The 23,544-nt window shown below is 65.1% G+C and carries 19 protein-coding genes and 1 tRNA gene; 2 read left to right on the top strand and 18 right to left on the bottom strand.

Features of this window, described 5'->3' with window-relative positions; all coding sequences use genetic code 11:
* Nucleotides 1-52 precede the first annotated feature (52 nt).
* From ftsA to mraZ, 14 genes are read right to left on the bottom strand one after another with little or no spacing between them, the layout of a single operon-like run.
* Complete coding sequence (gene ftsA, locus GGQ74_RS07120; RefSeq protein WP_167940795.1) at nucleotides 53-1,279, bottom strand: cell division protein FtsA; 1,227 nt, start codon at nucleotides 1,277-1,279, stop codon at nucleotides 53-55.
* A 43-nt stretch (nucleotides 1,280-1,322) separates the two neighbouring features.
* Nucleotides 1,323-2,129: a cell division protein FtsQ/DivIB gene (locus GGQ74_RS07115; RefSeq protein WP_167940794.1), complete on the bottom strand. Its 807-nt coding sequence runs from the start codon at nucleotides 2,127-2,129 to the stop codon at nucleotides 1,323-1,325.
* Nucleotides 2,126-2,980, bottom strand: a complete 855-nt coding sequence (gene murB / locus GGQ74_RS07110; protein ID WP_167941034.1) for a UDP-N-acetylmuramate dehydrogenase — start codon at nucleotides 2,978-2,980, stop codon at nucleotides 2,126-2,128. The genes GGQ74_RS07115 and murB overlap by 4 nt, the downstream gene beginning before the upstream one ends.
* Before the next feature lie 49 nt (nucleotides 2,981-3,029).
* Nucleotides 3,030-4,400: a UDP-N-acetylmuramate--L-alanine ligase gene (gene murC, locus GGQ74_RS07105; RefSeq protein WP_167940793.1), complete on the bottom strand. Its 1,371-nt coding sequence runs from the start codon at nucleotides 4,398-4,400 to the stop codon at nucleotides 3,030-3,032.
* A 31-nt stretch (nucleotides 4,401-4,431) separates the two neighbouring features.
* A complete protein-coding gene (gene murG, locus GGQ74_RS07100; RefSeq protein WP_167941033.1) occupies nucleotides 4,432-5,511 on the bottom strand; it encodes an undecaprenyldiphospho-muramoylpentapeptide beta-N-acetylglucosaminyltransferase in 1,080 nt (359 codons plus the stop codon).
* The gene (gene ftsW, locus GGQ74_RS07095; RefSeq protein ID WP_425338085.1) at nucleotides 5,511-6,650 is read right to left on the bottom strand and encodes a putative lipid II flippase FtsW; all 1,140 of its coding nucleotides are present in this window, start codon (nucleotides 6,648-6,650) and stop codon (nucleotides 5,511-5,513) included. The genes murG and ftsW overlap by 1 nt, the downstream gene beginning before the upstream one ends.
* Nucleotides 6,647-7,939, bottom strand: coding sequence for a UDP-N-acetylmuramoyl-L-alanine--D-glutamate ligase (murD, locus tag GGQ74_RS07090; protein WP_167940792.1), 1,293 nt, complete (start codon nucleotides 7,937-7,939; stop codon nucleotides 6,647-6,649). Before murD ends, ftsW begins: the two co-directional genes overlap by 4 nt.
* Before the next feature lie 6 nt (nucleotides 7,940-7,945).
* Nucleotides 7,946-9,022 carry a phospho-N-acetylmuramoyl-pentapeptide-transferase gene (gene mraY / locus GGQ74_RS07085; protein WP_167940791.1) on the bottom strand — a complete coding sequence of 359 codons (1,077 nt, stop codon included), beginning with the start codon at nucleotides 9,020-9,022 and terminating at the stop codon, nucleotides 7,946-7,948.
* Nucleotides 9,019-10,419, bottom strand: coding sequence for a UDP-N-acetylmuramoyl-tripeptide--D-alanyl-D-alanine ligase (locus GGQ74_RS07080; RefSeq protein ID WP_167940790.1), 1,401 nt, complete (start codon nucleotides 10,417-10,419; stop codon nucleotides 9,019-9,021). Before GGQ74_RS07080 ends, mraY begins: the two co-directional genes overlap by 4 nt.
* Complete coding sequence (locus GGQ74_RS07075; protein ID WP_167940789.1) at nucleotides 10,416-11,855, bottom strand: UDP-N-acetylmuramoyl-L-alanyl-D-glutamate--2,6-diaminopimelate ligase; 1,440 nt, start codon at nucleotides 11,853-11,855, stop codon at nucleotides 10,416-10,418. Before GGQ74_RS07075 ends, GGQ74_RS07080 begins: the two co-directional genes overlap by 4 nt.
* Before the next feature lie 7 nt (nucleotides 11,856-11,862).
* Entirely contained in the window at nucleotides 11,863-13,827 is a 1,965-nt protein-coding gene (locus GGQ74_RS07070; RefSeq protein WP_167940788.1) for a penicillin-binding transpeptidase domain-containing protein, read from the bottom strand.
* Nucleotides 13,824-14,141 (bottom strand): hypothetical protein, encoded by a 318-nt coding sequence (locus tag GGQ74_RS07065; protein WP_167940787.1) that lies wholly within the window; start codon nucleotides 14,139-14,141, stop codon nucleotides 13,824-13,826. The genes GGQ74_RS07070 and GGQ74_RS07065 overlap by 4 nt, the downstream gene beginning before the upstream one ends.
* Nucleotides 14,138-15,121: a 16S rRNA (cytosine(1402)-N(4))-methyltransferase RsmH gene (rsmH, locus tag GGQ74_RS07060; protein WP_167940786.1), complete on the bottom strand. Its 984-nt coding sequence runs from the start codon at nucleotides 15,119-15,121 to the stop codon at nucleotides 14,138-14,140. The genes GGQ74_RS07065 and rsmH overlap by 4 nt, the downstream gene beginning before the upstream one ends.
* Before the next feature lie 21 nt (nucleotides 15,122-15,142).
* Entirely contained in the window at nucleotides 15,143-15,604 is a 462-nt protein-coding gene (mraZ, locus tag GGQ74_RS07055; protein ID WP_342448590.1) for a division/cell wall cluster transcriptional repressor MraZ, read from the bottom strand.
* 522 nt (nucleotides 15,605-16,126) lie between these two features.
* Between mraZ and GGQ74_RS07050 the strand changes: the two genes are divergently transcribed.
* Nucleotides 16,127-17,119 carry an HD-GYP domain-containing protein gene (locus GGQ74_RS07050; protein ID WP_167940785.1) on the top strand — a complete coding sequence of 331 codons (993 nt, stop codon included), beginning with the start codon at nucleotides 16,127-16,129 and terminating at the stop codon, nucleotides 17,117-17,119.
* 105 nt (nucleotides 17,120-17,224) lie between these two features.
* Here the strand turns inward: GGQ74_RS07050 and GGQ74_RS07045 are convergent, their stop codons facing one another.
* The 3 genes from GGQ74_RS07045 to GGQ74_RS07035 all read right to left on the bottom strand — a co-directional run bounded on the left by GGQ74_RS07045 (nucleotide 17,225) and on the right by GGQ74_RS07035 (nucleotide 21,405).
* Nucleotides 17,225-18,601, bottom strand: a complete 1,377-nt coding sequence (locus GGQ74_RS07045; protein ID WP_167940784.1) for an aminopeptidase — start codon at nucleotides 18,599-18,601, stop codon at nucleotides 17,225-17,227.
* A gap of 69 nt (nucleotides 18,602-18,670) precedes the next feature.
* On the bottom strand, nucleotides 18,671-20,086 hold the full coding sequence (selA, locus tag GGQ74_RS07040; RefSeq protein ID WP_167940783.1) for an L-seryl-tRNA(Sec) selenium transferase: 1,416 nt from the start codon (nucleotides 20,084-20,086) through the stop codon (nucleotides 18,671-18,673).
* A gap of 14 nt (nucleotides 20,087-20,100) precedes the next feature.
* Complete coding sequence (locus GGQ74_RS07035) at nucleotides 20,101-21,405, bottom strand: bifunctional folylpolyglutamate synthase/dihydrofolate synthase (protein WP_342448589.1); 1,305 nt, start codon at nucleotides 21,403-21,405, stop codon at nucleotides 20,101-20,103.
* Nucleotides 21,406-21,587: 182 nt separating this feature from the next.
* Here GGQ74_RS07035 and GGQ74_RS07030 point away from each other — a divergent pair.
* Nucleotides 21,588-21,664: transfer RNA gene (locus GGQ74_RS07030), tRNA-Arg, on the top strand.
* Between the two features lie 295 nt (nucleotides 21,665-21,959).
* On the opposite strand, the gene GGQ74_RS07025 is transcribed toward GGQ74_RS07030, so the two are convergent.
* Nucleotides 21,960-23,513 carry a TolC family protein gene (locus GGQ74_RS07025; protein WP_167940782.1) on the bottom strand — a complete coding sequence of 518 codons (1,554 nt, stop codon included), beginning with the start codon at nucleotides 23,511-23,513 and terminating at the stop codon, nucleotides 21,960-21,962.
* Nucleotides 23,514-23,544: the final 31 nt, after the last annotated feature.

Below are 23,544 nucleotides of genomic sequence, written 5' to 3'. Positions count from 1 at the left end.
CTCCTTCCCCTGTTGTATGTCGTCCGGCGGGAGCGAATCCCCCGGTCCCCCTCTACTTCACGTCGATGAACCACTTGCGCATCTTTCCGAGGATGCGGTTGAACATGCCTTCGTCGCGAATGCGGAAGCTCTGTTCCGCACCCTCCTTTTCAGCGCCGAAGAGCAGAAGACCTGTAGCCGTGGCGTACATGGGGCTGTTCACCACGTCATGCAACCCGCCTATCTCTCGCGGATAGCCGATGCGGGTGGGCATGTTGAAAATCTGTTCGCCGAGGTCCTGCATGCCCTCGATGAGGGCCGTGCCGCCGGTGAGCACCACGCCCGCGCCGAGCTTGCCCTTGAAGCCGGAGCGGGTGAGTTCCTGATCCACGAGCATGAGCATCTCCTCGATGCGCGGCTCGCAGATGTCCGCCAGCACGCGGCGGTTCAGGCGGCGGGGATCGCGGTCGCCCACGCTCGGCACCTCGATGAACTCGTCGCCGGCGACAAGCTCCGCCAGCGCGCAGCCGTAGCGGGTTTTGATCTGCTCGGCGGCGGCCATGGGCGTGCGCAGGCCGAAGGCGATGTCGTTGGTCAGGTTCTGTCCGCCGATGGGCAGCACCGAGGTGTGCTTGATGGAATCCTCGGAGAAGATGGCCAGATCGGTGGTTCCGCCGCCGAGGTCCACGAGGGCCACGCCGATTTCGCGCTCCTCGGGGGTGAGCACGGCCTTGGCCGAGGCCAGCGCCTCAAGCACGATGTCTGCCACGTCAAGCCCGGAGCGGTGGCACGAGCGCACGATGTTCTGGGCGGAAGTCACCGCGCCGGTGACGATGTGCACCTTCACTTCGAGGCGAACGCCAGCCATGCCCAGCGGATCGTGGATGCCGTGCTGGTCGTCCACGATGAACTGCTGCGGCAGGATGTGGATGACCTCGCGGTCGAGCGGGATGGCGACGGCCTTGGCCGCGTCGATGACGCGTTCCACGTCGCGCTGAGCCACCTCGCCGCCCTTGACGGCGATGACGCCATGGCTGTTGAAGCCCTTGATGTGGCTACCGGCAATGCCCGCGTAGACCGAGCGGATGTCGCAGCCAGCCATCAGTTCGGCCTCTTCGAGGGCCTTCTTGATGGACTGCACGGTCTGCTCGATGTTGACGACCACGCCCTTGCGCAGCCCCGTGGACGGGCTGGTGCCGATACCGACGACATCCACGCCGTCGGCGGTCAGCTCGCCGACCACCGCGCATATCTTCGTGGTACCGATATCCAGACCGACTATGAGTTCAGACTTGGCCATGTCGTTCTCCTTGCGAATTTTCCCGCCGGGGCGGGGCAGGCGCTTAGGCCTTTACGAAGACCTTGCCGCCGACGATCCGTATTCCGCGTACGCGGTCCGCTTCGCCGCGCCGGACAAGGTCGTTCCAGACCAGGCCCAGCCTGTGAATATTCCTCTCCCAGCCGTCGCGCTCCACGACGAGCGTGAGCGCAGGCTCATCGAAAACAAGTTTCACCGATCGTCCGCCGAGCCGTATCAGGCTGGCCTTCGCCGGATCGACGGGCATGCCGCTTTCGGCGATGCCCGCGATGAGCGCGGTCAGTTCCGGTCCCATGGGTTCGCCGCCGTCATCCGTGTCCAGAAGCGGCAGCGAAATCAGCCTGTCCGGTCCGACCCGGTCGATGACCATTCCTGCCTCGTCCACATAGGCCAGCCCTTCGGCGGTGCGCATCCAGTAGGCCGGGCGTCGCTCGCGGATGGTGATCTGGAGCTCGCTTGGCGGTACGCGGCGCACCATGACAATCTCCGTCCACGGGTTCGCGGTCAGCCGTTCCTCGATGTCCGAAATCTTCAGTTCGAGGACGTTCTGCCCCAGCCGCGCGCCGGAGATTTCGATGACCTCGTCGGGCGTGAGCCGCTGACAGCCGGTGACCACGATGTCTCGCAGGGCGAAGTGGGGGCTGACGGTCAGCCAGCGGAAACCCACCAGCAGACCGAGGCTCACCGTGGCCAGGAGCACCGCGACGACGACCATGACAAGGAGCCAGACCAGCGCCCGTCCGGGCCTGATCACCGTTTCCCGCCGCGCCTTGAAGCGGTTGCCGCTTCGTGCGGCCACGCGCCCCTTGCCGCCGGGGCGCAGCAGGGTCATGGGATGACCTTCACTTCCAGCTCAAGGTTCACGCCGTGATCGGCGGCGACGGTCGCCTGAGCCTCGGCGATGAGTTCCAGCGCCTGTGCGCTGGTGCCACCGCCGGTATTGATCAGAAAGTTGGCGTGCACCTCGGAGAACGCCATGCCGCCGAGATGTCTGCCGCGAAAACCGGAGCGGTCAAGCAGCCGCCCTGCTGATTCGCCCGCCGGATTCTTGAACACGCATCCTGCGCTCCATGCGTCGAGGGGCTGGGTGGAGCGCTTTGTGTTCATGATTTCAGTCATGCGCGCCTTGATGGCTTCGCGCGTTGCCTCGACGACGTCAACCTCCACGGCCAACACGAGGAACCAATGGTCCTCGGTGCGCGGGGCAAAATGCCGGTAGCCGGTGATGACGTCTTCGAGGTCCGCCCAGCGAAGCCCGCACTGCGGCGAGAACAGCAGCACCCGGCGCATGACGGCGCGCATGTCCGTGCCGTAGGAACCGGCGTTCATGGCCACGGCTCCGCCGACGCAACCGGGGATGCCCGTCAGGCCTTCCATGCCGGAAAGGCCCTTGCCAGCCAGCCACGAGAGCAGGGCGGGCAGGCCCATGCCCGCATCCGCGCGCACGGTGGTCCGCTCGCCGGATACGCTGACGATCTCGGGCTTTGCGGGTTCGGGGACGCGCACCAGCGTCAGCGGGAGTTCGCCATCGCGGGCCAGCAGGTTGGACCCACGGCCGAGCATGAGGGGCGTACCGCCGAGGGTGGAAAGCATCCCCGGCAGCGCGTCGAGATCACGCACGTCCTCGACGTGCACTTCGGCGATTGCCGTGCCGCCGAGCCGCAGCGTGGTCAGCTCGCTCATGGAAGGATTCTGGCGTACCGTGAGTCCCACTGCCTGTCTCCGTTCGTCTTTAGGCTTCGCTTTCGCCGAGCCAGCTCATGCCGACCTGCCAGATGTTGCCTGCGCCGAGGGTCATGAACACGTCGCCGGGATGCAGCACGTCGGGCAGCGCGGCGGTCATGGCCTCGAAATCGTCATAGAAGTTCACTTCCGTATCCGTGACCTGCCGGATGCCCTGTGCGAGGCTCTGTCCGCTCACGCCGGGGATGGGCTTCTCGCTGGCCGGGTAGATTTCCGTCAGCAGCAGGGTGTCCACCGCGCCGAAGGCCTTGCAGAAGTCGCCGAAAAGCGCCTGCGTGCGGGTGAAGCGGTGGGGCTGGAAGGCCACCACGAGCCTGCGGTCCGGGTAGCACTGGCGGGCGGTTTCGAGGGTGGCCATGATCTCGGTGGGATGGTGGCCGTAGTCGTCGATGACCAGCACGCCGTCGCGCTCGCCCTTGCGCTCGAAGCGCCGTCCCACGCCGCCGAAGTTGGCTAGTCCGCTGATGATGGCCTCCTTGGGCAGGCCAGCCTCGATGGACACGCCGATGGCGCCGAGGGCGTTGAGCACGTTGTGGCGGCCGGGCTGGCCGAGGATCACCGCGCCCCAGAATTCGTCGTTGAAGTACACGTCGAAGCAGCTTTCGGCGTCGCACTCGCGGATGACCGCGCGAAGCTGGCAGTCCTCGCCGAGGCCGTAGGTCATCACCGGGCGCTTCACGCGGGGAAGAATCTCGCGGATGACGGGGTGGTCGCCGCAGACGACGTTCAGGCCGTAGAACGGCACGTTGTTCATGAAGGCCACGAAGGTGTCGCGGATGGCGTCCATGTTCGGGTAGAAGTCCAGATGGTCCATGTCCACGTTGGTGACCACGGTGACGATGGGCGCGAGGCACAAGAACGAGCCGTCGGACTCGTCGGCCTCGGCGATGAGGTATTCGCCCTCGCCAAGAAGCGCGTTGGAACCGAAGGTGTTCAGGCGGCCGCCGATGATGACGGTGGGGTCGAGCTTTGCCTCGGTGAAGATGGTGGCCAAAAGCGAGGTGGTGGTCGTCTTGCCGTGGGTTCCCGCCACGGCGATGCCCTGACGCAGGCGCATCAGTTCGGCCAGCATCTCAGCGCGGGGGATAACGGCGATGCCGCGGCGGCGGGCCTCGATGACCTCGGGGTTGTCCTCGCCCACGGCGGTGGACTTCACCAGCACGTCGGCGTCGCCGAGGTTCTCGGTGGCGTGGCCCTTGAACACCGTCGCACCCAGACGGGTGAGGCGGCGGGTCACGGAGCTTTCGCCGAGGTCGGAACCGCTGACTTCGTAGCCCATGTTGATGAGCACTTCGGCGATGCCGTTCATGCCGGAGCCGCCGATGCCTACCATGTGTATCTTCTTGATCTTGTTCTTCATCTGTTTCGCTATCTCGTGCGGGAGGTTCCCGTTATGCGTTCGTCATGTTCTCGATGCCTTCCGCCAGTTTGGCGGCGGCATTCGGTGCGCCGAGTGCGCGCGCGGCGTCGGCCATGCGCGCCAGTCGTCCCGGCTCCGAAAGAATGTCCGTGATGAGCTGCGTGAGGTCCTTTCCCGCCAATTCCGCCTGCGGCACAATGATCGCCGCGCCGCTGTCGGCGAGGAAGCGCGCGTTCACGGTCTGGTGGTCGTGCGTGGCGTAGGGGAAGGGCACCAGCACCGAGGGCTTGCCCGCCACGGCCAGCTCGGCCACCGTGGTCGCGCCGGAGCGGCACAAAACGATGTCCGCCCAGCGGTAGGCGTCCTTCATGTCGCGGATGAAGGGGGCCACGCTGGTCTCGGTGTCCACGCCAGCGTTGGTGTAGGCCGTCTTCACGCGGGCGAGGTCCGCCTCGCCGGTCTGGTGGCGCAGTTCAAAGCCCGCATCGCGCAGGCCGGAAATATTGGCGATGACCGCGTCGTTCAGGGCGCGTGCGCCGAGGCTGCCCCCCACCACCAGCAGGTGGCGCGTGGTGCGCTGGACGAAAGGCTCGTCCGCCATCTTGCGGATGAGGTCGCGCACGGGGTTGCCGGTCAGGATGCATTTCGCGGCGCTAAAGGCCTTGTGCGTGTCCGGAAAACTCAAAAATACGCGCTTGGCGAGTTTGGCCAGCAGGCGGTTGGACGCGCCGGGTACGCTGTTCTGCTCATGCACGGCGCAGGGAACTCCACGTAGCCGCGCGGCGAGAACCGGGGCGAAGCTGGCGTAGCCGCCGAAGCCGACCACCGCGTCCGGAGCGAAGGAGCCAATGATGCCAATTGCCTGAACCACGGCCCGCGCCATGCCGAACAGGGCGGAGACGGCCTTGAGGCCGCGCCCCAGCACGCCGCGCACCGGCAGGCCGACGAATTCGAGCCCCGCCTCGGCCGCGAAATCGGCTTCGCGTCCGTAGCGTCCGCCCACGAACAGGATGCGGATGTCGGGATGCCGCCGCTTGAGCTCCTCGGCGACGGCCAGCGCCGGAAAGATGTGTCCGCCCGTGCCGCCGGTGGTCAGGATGACGCGCTTCATCATCCGGCCCTCCTACGGGAGAGGTTGAGCAGCATGCCCACGCAGAAGCAGGACACGAAAAGGCTCGATCCGCCGTAGCTCAGAAACGGCATGGGCACGCCCTTGGGCGGTGCCGCGCCGAGCACGACGGCCATGTTCATCACCGCGCCCATGGCGATGACGAGGACCATGCCGAGGGCCGTGTAGCGGTCCTGGATGTTCTCCTGCGAGAGCGCCACGACGAAACCGCGCCACAGGAGCGTTCCCATGACGAGAAAGACGAGAGAAACGCCGATGAAACCCAATTCCTCACCCACCACGGCCATGATGAAATCGTTATGCGCCTCGGGCAAAAACAGCAGCTTCTGCTTGCCCGCGCCAAGGCCCGCGCCGGTCCAGCCGCCGGAGCCGAAGGCATAGAGCGACTGAACGAGCTGGTAGCCCGAGTCCTGCGCGTTCTCGAAGGGGTGCAGAAACGCCGTCCAGCGCTTGATGCGGTACGGCTCCTGCGAGATGAGCAGCCACGCGCACCCACCGCCGAGAATCACGGAAGAACCGAGGTACACGAGGCTCGTCCCGCCCACAAGACTCATGAGAAAAAGAATTCCGCACAGGAACACCGCGCCGCCGAAATCCGGCTGGAGCAGCAGCAGTCCGCACAGCATTCCGGTGATCATCACCGGCGGCAGGAAGCCCACGCTGAAGGTCTTCACCTGTTCCTGCTTGTGGCTGAAGAAGTAGGCGAGGTAGAAGACCAGCCCAATCTTGGCGAATTCCAGCGGTTGCAGGGAAAAGCCGCCAAGGCGCAGCCAGCGCCGCGCACCGCCCGCCTCCACGCCAAGCGGCGTGAGGGTTAGCACGATGAGTAGCGCTGCCCCGACCAGCCACAGGTAGGTCAGCGCGTAGAAGGCCCGGCGCGAGACGAAGTAGCACAGCGTCATGATGCCGAGGCCCGCCACGGTGAACAGCGCCTGTCTGCGGAAGAACATGTACGGATCCCCCCACTGGCGGCTGGCCATGACGCCTGAGGCGCTCATGACCATGACCATGCCCGTGCACAGGAGCATGAGCGCGGCGCACAGCAGCACATAGTCGAAGCGCTGTCCGGCCGAGCGTTCATGCGTCTGATCGGGCCTGTCCGTCGTGGGGGTCGCGTTCACGAAAGCTCCCTGAAGATGCGGCGCAGGTCTTCGCCGCGTTCCTTGTAGTTGTTGTAGAGGTCGTAGCTGGCCGTCGCGGGCGAGAGCAGCATCACGTCGCCCTGTTCCGCGCGCTCCATGAGCCATTCAACTGCGCGCTGCATGTTCGGCTCCCAGCCAAGGGGCACGATGCCTGTCCAGGCCTTCTCGAACACCTCGCGGCTGTCGCCGAAGAGGCACACGGCCCGGACCCGACGTTTGAGGAGCGGTGCCAGGGCTTCGAGGTCGCCGCCCTTGTACTTGCCGCCAGCCAGCAGCAGGATGGGACGGTCGAAGGCTTCCAGCGCGGCCTTGAGCGAGGCCACGGTGGTGGCCTTGGAGTCGTTGATGAACAGGACGCCGCGCGTCTCGCCCACGCGTTCGAGGCGGTGGGGATGCTGCACGAAGGTGTCCAGCGCCTCGCGCATGTCGCGCTCGGTGACGCCGAAGCGTGTCAGTGCCTGAAACGCCGCCTCCATGTTCGCCTGATTGTGCGCGCCGGGCAGGCGGTCGCACTCGAAGCGGTCCGTCGCTTCGAAGAAGTGCAGGCGGGCGCGGGTGAAGTGGCGGGATTCGAGGTCATCGCGCATCTCGGCGGGCAGGACGGCGAGGTCCTCGTCCTCCATGCGGGCGAAGAGATTCAGCTTGGCCTGCAGGTACTCCTCCATGTCGGCGTGGAAATCCTGATGGTCCACGCTCAGGTTGAGGAGCACCGCCACCTCGGGCCGGAAGGTTGTGCAGTTCTGGGCCTGGAAGCTTGAAACCTCCAGCACCAGCGCGTCGGCTTCGTCTCCGGAGAGCACATGGTCCGCCAGCGGGGTGCCGATGTTGCCGCCCTCGAAGACTCGAAGGCCCATGTGGCGCAGCACGTGGGCGCACAGGGCCGTGGTGGTCGTCTTGCCGTTGGTGCCGGTGATGGCCAGCACGCGACCCTTGGCGTAGCGCCCGGACAGCTCCAGTTCGGAGATGACCTCGGGGGCCGCGTCGATGGGGAACAGAGCACGGATCTTCCCAGCCTGAACGCCCGGCGAGAGGACGACCATGTCCATACCCTCGAAGTATTCCGGCAGATGCGGGCCGGTCATGATTTCGATGCCTTCGGCCGTGGCGCGCGCGGCGAAGTCGGCGCTCACGTTCTCGGCCTTGGCCTCCAGCAGCCGCACGTTCGCGCCGAGGGCGCGCAGCAGAAGCGCAGCACCCTGACCGGAGCGTCCTGCGCCGACCACTGCGGCGGCGGTACCGGCAAGTCGTCCCTTGAGTTCCTCGCGCATGTCCGGCTACCTCAGCTTCAGGGTTGAAAGGGCCATGAGTCCGAGCAGGATCGACAGAATCCAGAAGCGCGTGATGATCTTGGATTCCGGAATGCCCTGGAGTTCGAAATGGTGGTGCAGGGGAGCCATGCGGAAGATGCGCTTGCCGCCGGTGAACTTGAAGTAGCCCACCTGAAGAATGACGGAGAGCGTCTCGATGACGAACAGGCCGCCCACGATCACCAGCACCAGCTCGTGTTTGCACAGCACGGCGATGAAGCCGAGTGTCGCGCCGATGGACAGCGACCCCACGTCGCCCATGAAGACCTGCGCGGGGTAGGCGTTGTACCACAGGAAGCCGAGGCCCGCGCCGACCAGCGCGCCGCAGAACACGGTGACCTCGCCCATGCCCGCCAAATAGGGAATCTGGAGGTACTTGGCGATTTCGGAGTGCCCGGTGACGTACACGAACAGCGCGAAGCAGCCGCCAGCCACGATGCTCGGGCCGATGGCGAGGCCGTCGAGGCCGTCAGTGAGGTTCACTGCGTTGGACGAGCCGACGATGACCAGCACGGCGAAGGGCAGGTAGAACCAGCCCAGATCGGGGCGCAGGCCCTTGAAGAAGGGCAGCGCGAGGTGCGTGTCGTACGCGGGCTGCTGGATGAGGAAGAACATGGCCACACTGGCAACGAGCAACTGCAGGCTCAGCTTGCCGAGCGGCGAGAGGCCCTTGTTCCGCTTGCGCACTACCTTCAGGTAGTCGTCGATGAAGCCCACCGCGCCGAAACCGGTAAACACCAGCACGGCCAGCCACACGTAGGGGTTGGTCAGGTCGGCCCACAGGAAAACTCCCGCCAGTAGCGAGAAGCCCATGAGCAGGCCGCCCATGGTGGGGGTGCCTTCCTTGCACATGTGCTTGGCCACGTCTTCATGGATGTGCTGGCCGCACTTGATGCGCCGCAGCCAGTCGATGAAGGCCGGGCCGATGACGATGGTCAGCAGCAGCGCGGTCAGAAGTGCCCATACGCCACGGAAGGTGATGTAGCGGAAGACGTTGAAGAGGCTTATGTCGCTCGAAAGCGGGTACAGCAGATTGTAGATCATGCCCTTGTTTCTCCGTTGAGCCAGTCGGTGAGGGACTGGACGTAGCGCTCCATCTTCGTGGAGCGCGACCCCTTGAAGAGGACGACGCCGCCGGACAGCCCGAGTTCGGCGAAGGCGTCGGGGAAGTTTTCCGGCGAGGGTGCGGTTGCGAACGCGCCCTGCCAGTTGCCGTCGGCGAGGCCTGCGGCCAGCGCGTCGGCGTGGTCGCCATTGAAGAACACGGCCTTCGCGCCAGTGGCGGCGATGGTGCGTCCAAGTTCGCGATGCAGTTCTGCCGCGTCGGGACCGAGCTCGCGCATCTCGCCGAGCACGAGCGCCAGCGGCGTCTCGCCCGCGATGTCTGCCGCGCATTTCACCGCGCGTTCCATGGACAGCGGGTTGGCGTTGTAGGTGTCGTCGATGACGGCCCATCCGCCGACTACGCTGCACGCGCTGCGGTGCTCGGGCAGACGGGCCTTTTCGAGACCGCGCCGGATGGCTTCCGGTCCCGCGCCGAGGTCGTGTGCCGTGGCCGCCGCGGCCAGCATGTTTTCGGCGAAGTACTCGCCGAAGTAGGGCAGGTGCAGTTCAATCTCCACGTCGTCGAGGCGCAGGGCGTAGCGGCCGCCGCTTCGGTCCGCGCCGAGGTAGCTGGCGTGGAAGCGCTCCGAGCGGCCCTGCACGGAGAGGCCCACGGTGAACGGGAAGCGCGTGGTGGCATGGGCCCACAGTTCGGGGTAGTCCATGCTTACGTAGGCGCGCCCGCTGCGGCGGGTGTAGTCGAGCAGGTCGGTCTTGCAGCGCGCAACGCCGTCGAGATTGCCCAGCCCCTCCAGATGCACGGGGCCGATGTTGCCGATGACGGCGCAGTCCGGGCGTACGATGTCGCCCAGTTCGTGCATGTCGTGCGGGTGGCTGATGCCAAGCTCCAGCACCCAGAATTTTTCCGTGCCGCTGAAGCCGAGCATGCACATGGGCACGCCGAGCTGATTGTTGAAATTCTTGTAGTTCTTCGCGGTCTCGCCGACCTCGGAGAGGATGGAGGCCAGCATTTCCTTGGTCGTGGTCTTGCCTGCAGAACCGGTTACGGCCACGACGATGGCCGAGGTGCGCGAGCGCCAGAACGCGCCGAGGCGGCCCAGCGCTGTCAGCGTGTCCGTGACGAGCAGGACGCTCGCGCGGTCATGAAGCTCCGGCAGCGGGCGGTCGGCCAGCACGGCGATGGCGCCGTTGTCCACGGCCTGCGACGCGAAATTGTGCCCATCGAAGTTCTCGCCGGGCAGGCACACGAAGAGATCACCGGGACCGACGGCACGACTGTCCGTCTTCACTCCGGTGATTTCGCGTCCCTGCGCGGACGGTTCGATGTCGCCGCACGCGCCCATGGCGGTGGCGGCCTGGACGAGGGTCAGATTCACCCCAGTATCTCCCTGACGACCTCCGCGTCGCTGAACGGATGGCGTTCGCCGCGGATTTCCTGATATGTCTCGTGGCCCTTGCCCGCGATGACCAGCACGTCGCCCTTGCGCATTTCGGCAAGCGCGGCGGCGATGGCCGTGCGGCGGTCGGAGTCCTCGATGACGTGAGCGCAACGCGCCAGACCGGGCCGGACATCGGCCATGATCGCGAGAGGCTCCTCGTTGCGGGGGTTGTCGGAGGTCAGGATGGCCACGTCGGCATAACGGGCCACGGCTTCACCCATGAGTGGGCGCTTGGTCCGGTCGCGGTTGCCGCCGCAGCCGAATACCACGAACAGCCGCCGGAAATCCAACTCTCCAACGCACGAAAGAACATTCTCGAGCGCATCCGGCGTATGAGCGTAGTCCACGAAAACGTCAAGCCCCCCTGCGTTGGGAATCCGCTCCAGACGGCCCGGAACACCATGGAAATCTTCGAGGGATTTCAGTTCCTTGGGCTTCACGCCAAGGGCGAGGGCCGCCCCCTGCGCGGCAAGCAGATTCGATGCGTTGTGCTTGCCAATGAGGGAGGAGCGCAGCTCCCAGCGCTGGTCGCCGTATTTCATGGCCAGATGCAGTCCGCGCGAGGACGAGGACACAATGTCGCCCCACAGGCCGCCGTTGCCGCCGGTGGCGGGGTAGTAGAGGCCGTAGCCGGTGCACTGCGGGCAGCGCTCCAGCAGGATGCGTCCGTAGGCGTCATCCACGTTGACGATGCCGGCCTTGTTGCGGCGCGGCAGGTCGCAGAACAGGCGCGCCTTGGCGTTGAAGTAGGCGTCCATGGTCTTGTGGTAGTCCAGATGGTCCTGCGTGACGTTGGTCAGCACGGCCACGTCGAAGGCCAGCCCGGCCACGCGGTCCTGATCCAGCGCGTGGGAGGAGACCTCCATGACCACGGTGTCCACGCCTGCGGCGGCCATGTTGGCCATGATCTCGTGCAGCTGCCAGCAGTCCGGGGTGGTCATGGACGCGTCGAGCACGAATCCTGGCCAGCGGTAGTTCACGGTGCCGATGACGCCGACCTTGCGGCCTGCGGCGGTGAGCACGTGCTCCATCAGATAGGTGATGGTGGTCTTGCCGTTGGTGCCCGTCACGCCGACCAGCTTCTGGCCGTGCTCCGCGGTCTTGAAGTATGCGGCGGCAAGCTCGCCGAGGGCGACACGTGGGTTCTCGTGCTCCACGAGGCGCGCGTTCGCGCCCTCGGGCAGGCGCGTGCCCGGCAGTCCCACGACCCATGCAGCGCCACGCTCAAGGGCGTCTGAGATGAAGGCGGCTCCGTCCACGCCGACACCCGGCACGGCCACGAAGACCTCGCCGGAGCGAACGCGTCTGGAGTCGGACCGGACCATGAGTCCTGCGGCCACGGCCGAAACAAGCTCGTTGAATGTCGAGTTCATATGTCTATCAACCTCGCCCCTGTGTGTCCGACAGCCAAAAGACGGCCTTGCCTGTCTTGTTCCATGGCGTGCCGGGAGCTGGGCTTTGCTTGCCGATGATGTACCCGTCGCCGCGGAGATCCGGCATGATTCCCGCGGTCGCGAAAATTTCAATGGCCCGTCGCAGGGGCAGACCGACAACGTCTGGGACTGCCGATGCAGTCCGTGCGTTGCGACCGGCCGCGATGGATGCTCGAAGCGCTTCGCGCGCCGGCTGTGCATCACCTGCGTCGGCGAATGGCGTATCGGCGGCGACCTCGGGCAGTTCGCCCAGATAGGCCAGTGCCTTTAGCGCGATATCCCGCACCGCCGGTGCCGCAACCACGCCGCCGTAATGCTGCGGATGCGGTTCGTCAACCATAACCATCACGAGATAGCGCGGGCGTTCGGCCGGAAACAGGCCGACGAAGGATGCGAGATACTTGCCGCCGTAGCCGCCGGTGGCTGACGCCTTCTGCGCGGTGCCGGTCTTGCCGCCGACATGCATGCCCTTGATGCGCGCCCGTGTGCCGGTGCCTTCGCCTTCCACCACGTCCTGCAGCATGGTCAGCACCTGCGCGGTGACCTTGGAATCGAAGACCTTGAGGGCCGGTTCGTCCGGTTCCACGTTGGTCTGAAGGCGCAGGGGGCGCAGCACGCCGCCATTGGCGAGGCACAGGTAGCCGCGTGCCATCTGTAGCGCCGTTACGGCCACGCCCTGCCCGAATGCGGCCGAGGCGAGGTCCACGCGCTGCCAGCGTCCGGGGTCGCGCAGGATGCCCCGGCTTTCGCCGGGAAGGCCCAGCTCCAGCCTGTCGCCGAAGCCGAGCTTTTCCAGATAGGAATGCACGCGCTGCGCGCCGAGGGTCAGCCCGATCTTCGCCATGCCGATGTTGGACGACAGGCGCACGATGTCCGAGACGGTCAGCGTGTCGTAGTCGTGGGTGTCGCGGATGGTGATGCCGTCGAGGGTGAAGCGTCCGTTCTCGCAGTCGAAGACCGAATTGGGGCGGACAATGCGCTCCTGAAGCGCGGTGGCCACGATGAACGGCTTGAAGGTCGATCCCGGTTCGAGGGCGTCCAGCGCGATGCGGTTGCGCCAGATGCCGGGGCCGTATTCCCTGTAGATGTTCGGATTGAAGAAGGGATACTGCGCCCATGCGAGGATGGAGCCGGTGCCCGTTTCGACCACCAGCGCCGTGCCGGAACTCCCGCTGTAGCGCGTGACGGCCTGCTCCACGGCCAGTTCGGCCACGGCCTGAATGTCGGCATCGATGGTCAGGCGGATGTCGGTGCCTCGGGCAGATTCCTCATCACGGCCGCCGTTGAGGTACAGCCTGCGGCCACGGGCGTCGCGCTGGACCACGTTGCGGTCGGTGGTGCCGGCGAGTTCGCCGTTGAGGGACTTTTCGAGACCTTCGAGGCCTTCGCCGTCCAGCCCGCAGAAGCCGAGGAGCTGCCCCGCGAGGTGTCCGTTGGGGTAGAGACGCTTGTACTCGGTGACCAGATGGATGCCGGAGTAGTTGAGCGCCGCGACCTTGGCGGCCTCGCGGTCGCTCACCTGCCGGGCGATCCAGATGAAGGGGCGTGCGTCCGTGAGGTCCTTGACGAGGCGGGGCGCGGAGACGCCGAGAATCCTCGCGAGGTCGCGGGCGGCGTGCACGGGCTGGTCCACTTCGAGCGGGCGCGCGTATACGGAACTGCACTGGACGCTCTGCGCCAGCACGCGGCCACGGCTGTCAAAGATCCTTCCGCGTTCGCCGCTTATGAATTCGCTCACCAGATGCTGGCGGCTCGCCCGTTCGGCCAGCATGCCGCCTTCGAGCACCTGCACCTGAAAGGCGCGCGCCCACAGGGCCAGCCAGCACAGGCCGAACACGACGGCAACCACCGCGAGCCGGACTCGGCTCCAGTCGCGCGTTTTGGCATGACGCGGCGAATAGGTGGCCATCATGGGCGCTCCTGTTGTTGCGGTTCCGCGGTGGCGGCCCTGTCGTCAAGCCTCCGGATGCGTCCGGGAGACGCGGGGCCGAGACCGAGTTCCTCGGCGAGCTGCCGCAATCCATGCGGCGAAAGAAGGTTGTCCCGCTCGACCTCCAGCTTGGCCACCAGAGCTTCCCGCTCTTCCAGCGTGTCCTGCTGCTCCTTGAGGTTGTAGGCGAGGTCCATGCGTTCGATGTTGCACCAGACCATGACCAGACCGAGAAGCAGGGACAGCAGCAACAGGAGGGCGACCACGCCGTTGCGCCAGTCCCTGAGCAGTTTCATCTGTCCGGATCCTCGGCGGCCAGTTTCTCGGCCACCCGCAGCTTGGCGCTGCGGGAGCGTGTGTTGACCGCCAGTTCCGCCTCGCCCGCCGTGACGGGTTTCTTCGTCAGCACTTCCAACTGCTGCACATGGCCGCACACGCAGATCATCTGCTGGCGCGGGCACAGACAGCCCTTGGACTCGCGCTGGAAGAAGCGCTTCACGATGCGGTCCTCAAGGGAGTGGAACGAGATGACCGCCAGCCGCGCGCCGGGCTTCAGGTAGCCCACCACGCGTTCGAGGAAGTCCTCAAGCTCCTGAAGCTCCTGATTGACCTCCATGCGCAGGGCCTGAAAGGTCCGCGTGGCGGGGTGCAGGCGTGCCGTGGCACGCATCTTGGCCGGGTAGGCGTTCTCGACGATGCTTGCCAGCTCCAGCGTGGTTTCGATGGGCTTCTTCTCGCGGGCTTCGATGATGGCGCGCGCGATGCGCCCGCCCATCGGCTCCTCGCCGTAGCGGCCGATGATCTGCTTCAGGCGTTCGAGGCTGGCCTTGTTGACCAGCGAATATGCCGTGGTGCCGTCGCCCAGCGTGCCCATGCGCATGTCGAGCGGGCCGTCGTCGATGAAGCTGAATCCGCGCTCGGGATCGTCGATCTGGAGCGAGGACACACCGATGTCCACCAGCGCGCCATCAAGGGAGTCCCAGCCCACCTCGGCCAGCGCGTCCTCGAAATGACTGAAACGGCAGTGTGCGAAATGCACCTGCCCCGAAAAGCGTTCAAGCCGCTTCTGTGCGAGTTCGAGCGCCTGCTCGTCGCGGTCGCAGCCGAGCACTTCGGCCCTGCCGCCCGCCGCTTCGAGAATGGCTTCGGTATGGCCGCCCATGCCGAGCGTGCCGTCCAGATATCTGCCGCCTGGACGCGGCGCGAGATGCGCGATCACCTCGTCCTTCAGGACGGGGATGTGCACCTTTGCGGGGTCGCCGTAATCGACACCCATAATTCTTCCCCCCGCGCGCCTCTACAGCCGCAGTTCAAACCCCTTCTCGGCAAGGGCGGACATATCTTCGTCGAATGTCGCCTCCATCTCCTTGCGCTTGGCCTCGAAGGTGTTCTGGTTCCAGATTTCTATTTTCCTGCCGACTCCCGCGACGACCACGTCCCTCTCCAGCCCTGCGTACTGGCGCAGATGCGGCGGAACGAGCACGCGGCCCTGCTTGTCCAGCTTCACTTCCATCGCGCCGGAGATGAAGAAGCGCTGGAAGTTGCGAAGCCGGGAGTCGAGCATGTTTATCCTGTTGAAGCTGTCTTCGATGCGCTCCCACTCGGGAAGGGGATAGCCGACCACGCAGCCATCGAAATTGGTCAGCATGAGGGACTCCTCGGAACCCATATCGGCCGCAGCCGTGCGGAATTCCGGGGAAAGCATGAGCCTGCCCTTCGGGTCGAGGCTCCGGTAGAAATGTCCCCTAAACATGCTCATTCGCGCACCCATACCCACTTTTTACCACAAATTACCACCAAACACCGTGAGCATGTCAAGGGAAAAACATGGGCGCTCTGGACGCTTCCGGCAAATTTTCAGGAAAAGTGCGCCAAGTCAACAATCGCAACGCGTATGCACCAGAGTTTCGAGATGACGCATATCCACTGTGAAAGGCGATTCATTGCAGACGGCAGCCGGTGGATTGTGCAGTGAGCATCACGGATGACTGCCGCATCCTTCGGTAGAGAAATGGCAGTGACATATTTTGTGGCGATATTGGACGGCGTGTTGAATGGAATGTGTCGCGGCATGTTTCGACGTTTTGCCGCGAATGTCAGGGTATGACTGGTGGAGCAGAGTTTTTCGGGCACTGGCGGGGATGATGCGCCAGCAACAATCGCGGCACAACCGCACTTTCACATGCGGGAAAAGTATGGTATGGAGCCGAATTGAAGCCGACTGCGAACCTGCTCGCCGCAGGACGAAATCCATCATCATGCCCACGAGGTGCCAACGCCCATGGTTGCGCTCAAATCGACCATTCTGGATAATCTGGACGAGGAATACTATCAGATCACGCCCGAGATCCTCGCCAGCTTTCCGAAGTTCCGTCCGCCGCTCAATATCTACCGCCTCAAGGAGGATACCGCCCAGATCCTCATCCACAAGAAGGCGGGGGAGCGTGTGGACAAGGACGAGCAGGAGACGCTCGCCGAACTCTGCGCGCAGGGCAACATTTTTCTGGCGCGAAGCGACCATGGCATCTACTCGAAGCACATCAGCAAGCAGCTGGACCTCGTGCTTCAGGACGAGCACCTCAAGGAAGGCGAGATAGCCGAGATATTCAGCCACGCGCTGACGGATCGCATCGCCGAATTTCTGGAGCAGCCGGTCAAGCCCGTCTTCGACAAGCTCTACACCGACTTCATGGTCCTCACCGAGTATCTGTGGACGGACTTGAACCGTATCAAGGCATTTACCCGCCGCATGCATGCGGAGCACACCCTGCCTAACCACAGCTTCAACAGCGGGTGCATGGGGCTGTGGCTGTTTACCAAGGTCTTTCCCGGCGGCTTCAACCGCCGCGTGTACGACAAGGTGACCGTGGCCCTGTTCCTGCACGATATGGGCATGTCCAAGATTCCGCCCTTCATTCGCGAGAAGCAGAAGCCCCTGACGCAGGACGAGCGTTCCAAGGTGAACCTGCATCCCCTCGTCGGGTCCAAGCTCGCCCTCAAGCTGGGCCTCAAGTACGACGAGATGCAGCAGTGCGTCATGGAGCATCACGAGCGCCTCGACGGATCGGGCTATCCCTCCAAGCTGCGTGAGCTGAGTCCCCTTGGGCGTATCTGCGCCGTTGCGGATTCCTATTGCGCCATGATTTCCAAGCGCCCCTACGCAGAGGCCATGGAGCCGAAGGTGGCCGTGACCGAACTCAAGAATCGTGCCGACAAATACGAACCCAAGTATGTGAACTTCCTGCACAAGGCCGTGTTCCTCAACGACTGGTAACGGCGGGGCGGGCGTTTCCGACAAGCCGCGAGGCGTATGTCTATGAAAAAAGGGCGGCCGGTCCTGTGACCGGGCCGCCCTTCGTGCGTCGTATGGCCGCGTTTCCTAGCTCTGGAGGAACGCGCGGTAGGCGAGCATGGTGGCGTACACGTCGACCTTAGAGGCGATCTCGAAGGGCGAGTGCATGGCCAGCACGGAAGGACCGAAGTCGATGATGTCCATGCCGTAGACGGCGAGGTACTTGGCAACGGTTCCGCCGCCGCCGAGGTCCACCTTGCCGAGTTCAGCCATCTGCCACGGGATGCCTGCCGCGTTCAGCACGCCGCGAATCCAGCCCACGTATTCGGCGTGGGCGTCGTTTGCACCCACCTTGCCGCGGTGGCCGGTGAACTTGCAGAACACGGGACCATGGCCGAGCAGCGAGGAATTGAGCTTCTCGTGGACTTCCTGATAGTCGGGGTCCAGCCCGCCGTGCACGTCGGCGGAGACGGCCTTGGCTTTCATGAGCACGTGGGACAGGCGAGTGCCGGGTTCCCACGCATCAATGAGGTCTTCGAGGCAGTACTCGAAGAACAGGCTCTTGGCACCGGTGGAACCTTCGGAACCGATCTCCTCCTTGTCCCAGAACAGCACGATCTGGGTGTGCTCGGGCTGCTCGGAGGTCAGCAGGGCCTCAAGGCCGGTGAACACGCAGATGCGGTCGTCATGGGCGTAGGAGCCGATGAGGGAGCCGTCCAGACCAACGAAGCGGGCGGGACCGGCGGGCACCACCTGCAACTCGGCGCTGAAGAGGTCTTCCTCGACGATGCCGTATTTGGCGTTGAGCAGGGTGAGCACCTGCTTCTTGATGCGCTTGTCGTCCTTGTCGTCCTCGTCCTTGGCGGCAGGGGCGTGGCCGAGCACCACGTTGAGCTTCTCGGCTTCGAAGGCCTTGGACAGGGGCTTCTCCACCTGGTCGTAGGCGAGGTGGGGCAGCAGGTCGAGCACGGTGAAGACCGGATCGTTCGCGTCCTCGCCGATGTTGACCTTCACCACCTCGCCGTCCTGCCGGACGATGACGCCGTGCAGGGCGAGGGGGCGGGACAGCCACTGATACTTGCGAATGCCGCCGTAGTAGTGGGTCTTGGCGAGGCCGATGTTGCAGTCCTCGTAGAGGGGATGCTGCTTGAAGTCGAGGCGCGGGGCGTCGGCGTGCGCGCCGAGCAGGCGGAAGCCCTCGGACAGCGGGCGCTTGCCGCGCCGGGCGAGGAACATGGTCTTGCCGCGCATGATGCGGAAGACCTTGTCGCCCGCGAAGTCCTCGCCGTAACCGGCGTTGCGGACGATGTCCGTCACGTAGTCCACGGTTTCGCGTTCGGTCTTGCAGCGGGTGAGGAAATCGACGTAGCGCACGGCGAGGTCGTTCATGGCCGTGGCGTGCTCGGGGCCGTCGAAGACCTCCCAGCAGTTCCGGGATTCGAAAGTCAGCGTGTTGTCAGCCATTGCATATCCTCTCTTGTCGTATGGATGCCGTCTGGCGCATGGCGGGTTCCGTCGTGCGCCGATGTGAAATCAGTTTCCGCCGTGGGCGAGGCGGGCGAAAGCCTGCGCCAGCGCCGAGGCGACCATGGAAAATTCCGCGTCGTCGATGGTGCGCGGGTCGAGGCACAGTGCGTCGTCCTGCGTGCGGGCCACGAGGGGCGGGTTGGTGTCCAGCAGGGCGTGACGCAGCGCCTCGGGGGCGATGTCCGTCGTGGGGACGATGCGCACCAGCGTGGTGGGCAGGTCACGCTCCGGGAAGGAGCCGCCGCCCACGCGCGACTGGCCGGGGATGAGCGCGAAGTCCGCCGCGTCGCCAAGCTCGCGCTGGAGCCGTCTGCGCAGGCGAGCGGCACGGGGCTTCAGTTCCTGTGCGCTGGCGGAGATCATGCGCAGGGTGGGCACCCGGCGCGGGGCGTCGTCCATGTCGAGGTACAGGCGCAGGGTGGCTTCCAGCGCGGCCAGCGTCATCTTGTCGATGCGCATGGCGCGGTTCATGGGATTGGCCTTGATGCGCGCGATGTGCTCCTTGCGGCCGACGATGATGCCCGCCTGCGGTCCGCCGAGGACCTTGTCGCCCGAAAAGGTCACCACGTCCACGCCTGCGGCTACGACGCTCTGCACTGTCGGTTCGTCCAGCTCGCCGGACGGGAAGCGGTACAGGCTGCCGCTACCGAGATCCTCGATGACCGGCAGGCCGTGGCGATGACCAAGCTCCGCCAGTTCGGAGGTGGGAACGTCGCTGGTGAAGCCCACGATGCGGAAGTTCGACGTGTGCACGCGCAAAAGAGCCGACGTGCTTTCGTTGATGACCCGCTCGTAGTCGCGCAGGTGGGTGCGGTTGGTCGCGCCGACTTCCACGAGCGTCGCGCCGCTCTTGGCCATGATTTCTGGAATGCGGAACGAGCCGCCGATTTCCACGAGCTGCCCGCGCGAGACGGGAACCTCGCCGCCCTTGGCAAGGGTTTCCAGCACGATGAGCACGGCGGCGGCGTTGTTGTTGACCACCAGCGCGGCTTCAGCGCCGGTGAGGCGGCACAGCAGGTCCTCCACGTGGCTGTAGCGGCTGCCGCGTTCGCCGGTGGCGAGATCGAATTCGAGATTCGAGTAATGGGCGCAGGCCTCGGCCACGGCGACGGAGGCTTCCGGCGCGAGGATGGAGCGGCCGAGATTGGTGTGGATGACCACGCCCGTGGCGTTGAGTACGCGGCGGAAGTGCGGCCGCGCGCCAGCCCGCACGAAGGCGGTCAGCGCAGGGGCCAGCGCGTCGAGGGTGAGGCTGGCCGGTTCGGTGACTCTGCCGTTTCGGATGTCGTCGCGGCAGGAGTCGAGGAAGTCGTTGACCAGCCCGCGCACGAGGGTGCGCGGCAGGGCGGAGATGTCCGTCGCGTCGTCGAGCCGCTGGAGGACGGCGTCCACGGACGGGAGCTGTCGGTAGAGATTCTGCATTGTTCCTTCCGGGGTCAGAGTGGGAAATCCGTTGCGGATTCGCACAGATGCTCGGGATGCAGGGTAAAGAATGCAGCCAGCAAATACAAGGAGCCGCATACCAGCACCGGGCCGTCGTCTTGCGCCGTCTGTGCGAGGGCGTCGGCAATGTCGGCCACGGGCCGCGCCTTGGGACCGATGGCGCGGGCGATGTCCGCCGCTGCGCGGGCGCGGGTGTTGCCGGGCAGCTCGGGGACGAGCACGGGGCAGTCCGCCAGTCCCGCCACGAGGGGCGCGATGGTCGCAAGGTCCTTGTCCGCAAGGCAGGCGAAGACGATGGACGACGGGCGGATGTTGCAATCGCGAAGCGTACTTGTGAGCGCGGCAAGGGCGTGCGGGTTGTGCGCGCCGTCGAGGATGATCTCCGGCGAGCCGGGGATGCGCTGGAAGCGGCCCGAGACCGTGGCCCGTGAGAGGGCGCGGGAACAGGCATCCGAATCCACGCCGAATCCGCGCGAAGGGGCGAGGGTGAGCCACGCCGCCAGCGCGAGGTGGGCGTTGGCGAACTGGTGCGGGCCGGGCATGGCCGGAATCAGATCGCAAAGCTCCGGAAGGGTCGGGTCGACCGGACGCGCCGCGCCGATTGCATACTCATAATGAAGAACGTCCGATACCGTGGACAGGGTGGTTCCGATGGCGCGGGCGCGCTCGGCCAGCACGCGGGCGGCGGGTTCGGCCTGCGCGGCGGTCACTGCGGGCACGCCCGGACGCATGGCTCCGGCCTTGTCCGAGGCGATGGCTTCGAGGGTGTCGCCGAGGATGGCTTCGTGGTCCATGCCGATGCCGGTGAACACGGTGACGTCGGTGCGCAGGGCGTTGGCGGCGTCGTAGGTCCCGCCTAGTCCGGCTTCCATGACGGCCACGTCCACCCCGGCGCGGGCGAAGGCCAGCACGGCGAGCACGGTGATGAATTCGAAATAGGTCAGCGGATTGTCGCGTGAAGCGTCCATGACCTCGTTGCCGAGCCTCGCCCATGCGTCGCCGGAGAGCATGCGTCCGTCGATGCGGATGCGTTCGCGCGGGTCGAGGAAATGGGGCGAGGTGTAGAGACCTGCACGCAGGCCGTGCGCGGCGGCGAGTTCGGCGATTGTGCGCGATGTCGACCCCTTGCCGTTGGTGCCCACGACGTGGAACACGGCAAAGGAGGGCGAGGTCAGCCCCAGTGCGGCAATGGCGGCCTCGACCCGCGAAAGGCCGAAATCCATATGAAACATGCCGAGCCCGTCGAGATGGGCGAGCACGTCGTTGAAATCATTGAAACGGGAAGTCAGGACGATCACCTCTTCGAAGCGGCATATGCCGCGTATTGTCTGGCCGGACGGAGCGCGCGGGGTGCGCCACTCCTAGGTCCGATGCGCGCGGATGGTACGCTCTCGCCCCATGCCTCGCAACCGTTTTGCCCTTTGCGCTCCAAGGGCTTGACCCCTTGCCCCGCCGTGGCGTATAAGACGCATCCCAACGCGCGCCAGTAGCTCAGTCGGATAGAGCAGCGGCCTTCTAAGCCGCTGGCCGAGGGTTCGATTCCTTCCTGGCGCACCACGCAATTTCAAAGGGGCCATGCCGTAAGGCATGGCCCCTTTTGCGTAGTGGTAACGGAATGGTAACCGACGTGCAATTGCGGGTGCTGTATCCTACCGTGGAGAGTGGTCCCTTTTCGTCGCGTGGAAATAATATGGTAAACGGCCTGAGTTTTTTGTAACTCAGGCCGTTTTTGTTGTGCTCCTGATTGCGCTTTAATACTCCCGAGAGGCGGCCATGTGCCCGGGTTGGTGGAGTTCGGGGCGACATGATGGGCGGTTGGCTATTCGGGGATCGACAGTCTACTCCGTTTTATTCACTTCCTCTTCCCCTGCTCCGTCTGCCGTTCGAGGAGGGTGCCGACGGCGGCGCGGAAGCGGTATTGGGCGAGGATGTATTCGACGCGTGCGTCGATGAGGTCGCTTTGGGCCTCGGTGGCCGAGAGTTCCGCGTCGATGAGGTCGAAGTTGCCGGTGCGGCCTTCAAGGAAGTTTGACCGCGCCAGTGAGCGCTGGCTTTGCGCCTCGCGGGTTCGTTCGGTCTGGAGCGTGATCTGGCTGAGTGAGCGCTGGAGCTTACGGAATTCGCGGCGGACTTCGGACGCAACGCTGTCGCGCGCCAGTTCGAGGGCAATGCGCGCCGAATCCACGTCCACGAGGCTCTGGCGGTAGGCTGACTTGTCCCTGCGTCGGAAGATGTCCGCCGAGACGTTGGCCCCGAGGGACCATGCGTCGCTGTCGAAGGTCATGCTGTCCTGAAGCTCCTTGTCCGTTCCCGTGCGCGAATAGCGCAGGTTCACGTCGAGCTTGGGCAGCAGTTCGTGCTTGCGGATGCCGGACAGCCGGTAGCGCTCGCGTAGGAAGTCCTCCGACTCCTCGATTTCCACACGGTTCTCGCCGGCGGCGTCCACGGCGGCGTCCACGGACACGTCGAAGGGCGAGACGATCATTGGCGCGTCCACCGCGACGGTTGCGGAAAGCGGCAGGTCGAGCGCCAGCTTCAGGTCGTCCAGTGCCAGTTCGAGGGCTTCAGTATTGGTAATGATGTCGTTTTGCGCCTTGCGCAGTTGCGTTTGCGCGCGCAGAACGTCCACGGGATCGGCCTTGCCTGCGGCAGCGTGTTCCTTGGCCAGCCGTGCGAATTCCTCCAGCCGCTCCGCCGAGGCCCGCGCCGTGTCGAGTAGTAGCTTGCGACGCATGACGGCATAGGCTGCGCCTGTCGCCTCCAGTATCACATCCACCCGCTTGAGATAGAGTGCCCGCCGCGCCTTGCGTACGCCGAAGCGCGCTTCCTTCACCGCGTTGAGATTGTAGTCCCGCCCCAGCCCGCGCAACAGCGGCTGCGTGAGCGAGATGCCCATCCCTGACACGTATTCCCGGTCCTCGCCGCTTTCGTCGGTACGCTCTGCGAAGGGGCCGACCTCCACCCGCGTGCCTTCCTTGAATCGCTGACGCAGCACCACACCGGCCCGGTAGTTGCGGCTGTCCGTAATCTCGTCGCCGCCCAGCAGGCCGATGTTGGCGGTGGGCGTGATTTCGTACTTGAAGTCGGATTCCTCGGATTCGAGGGACAGTTCGGACGACCGCAGGTTCTCGCGGAAGGTGCGGATGTCCCGGTTGCGTTCGAGGGCGAGGCTGATGACGTCCTCCAGCCCGAGTTGCAGATGATCCAGCTTGACGGGAATTGTGGCGTTGGACGGTGCGCCCACTTCCGCAGGGAGTGTGGGGTTGGGCGGCGAGGCGTTGTTCCCCTCGGCTGTCATTGGAAATATGGGCGGCAGCATGAGCGGCAGTGCGGCTGCAAAGACGAGGGCGGTACGACGCATGAGCGACAATACGGCAAGTCTGGTGTCGATGCTGCGCGTGGTCATGTTCGCTCCGATTCCGTTTTCGCCGTGCGGA

It is taken from the genome of Desulfobaculum xiamenense (assembly GCF_011927665.1).
GTDB classification, from domain to species: domain Bacteria; phylum Desulfobacterota; class Desulfovibrionia; order Desulfovibrionales; family Desulfovibrionaceae; genus Desulfobaculum; species Desulfobaculum xiamenense.
This window is presented reverse-complemented; position numbering and strand designations above follow the sequence as displayed.

Coding starts and splice junctions, on each gene's coding strand:
- ftsA (WP_167940795.1), bottom strand. CDS start 1,279: ATGGCCAAGTCTGAACTCATAGTCGGTCTGGATATCGGTACCACGAAG.
- GGQ74_RS07115 (WP_167940794.1), bottom strand. CDS start 2,129: ATGACCCTGCTGCGCCCCGGCGGCAAGGGGCGCGTGGCCGCACGAAGC.
- murB (WP_167941034.1), bottom strand. CDS start 2,980: ATGAGCGAGCTGACCACGCTGCGGCTCGGCGGCACGGCAATCGCCGAA.
- murC (WP_167940793.1), bottom strand. CDS start 4,400: ATGAAGAACAAGATCAAGAAGATACACATGGTAGGCATCGGCGGCTCC.
- murG (WP_167941033.1), bottom strand. CDS start 5,511: ATGAAGCGCGTCATCCTGACCACCGGCGGCACGGGCGGACACATCTTT.
- murD (WP_167940792.1), bottom strand. CDS start 7,939: ATGCGCGAGGAACTCAAGGGACGACTTGCCGGTACCGCCGCCGCAGTG.
- mraY (WP_167940791.1), bottom strand. CDS start 9,022: ATGATCTACAATCTGCTGTACCCGCTTTCGAGCGACATAAGCCTCTTC.
- GGQ74_RS07075 (WP_167940789.1), bottom strand. CDS start 11,855: ATGAACTCGACATTCAACGAGCTTGTTTCGGCCGTGGCCGCAGGACTC.
- GGQ74_RS07070 (WP_167940788.1), bottom strand. CDS start 13,827: ATGATGGCCACCTATTCGCCGCGTCATGCCAAAACGCGCGACTGGAGC.
- GGQ74_RS07065 (WP_167940787.1), bottom strand. CDS start 14,141: ATGAAACTGCTCAGGGACTGGCGCAACGGCGTGGTCGCCCTCCTGTTG.
- rsmH (WP_167940786.1), bottom strand. CDS start 15,121: ATGGGTGTCGATTACGGCGACCCCGCAAAGGTGCACATCCCCGTCCTG.
- mraZ (WP_342448590.1), bottom strand. CDS start 15,604: ATGAGCATGTTTAGGGGACATTTCTACCGGAGCCTCGACCCGAAGGGC.
- GGQ74_RS07050 (WP_167940785.1), top strand. CDS start 16,127: ATGGTTGCGCTCAAATCGACCATTCTGGATAATCTGGACGAGGAATAC.
- GGQ74_RS07045 (WP_167940784.1), bottom strand. CDS start 18,601: ATGGCTGACAACACGCTGACTTTCGAATCCCGGAACTGCTGGGAGGTC.
- selA (WP_167940783.1), bottom strand. CDS start 20,086: ATGCAGAATCTCTACCGACAGCTCCCGTCCGTGGACGCCGTCCTCCAG.
- GGQ74_RS07025 (WP_167940782.1), bottom strand. CDS start 23,513: ATGACCACGCGCAGCATCGACACCAGACTTGCCGTATTGTCGCTCATG.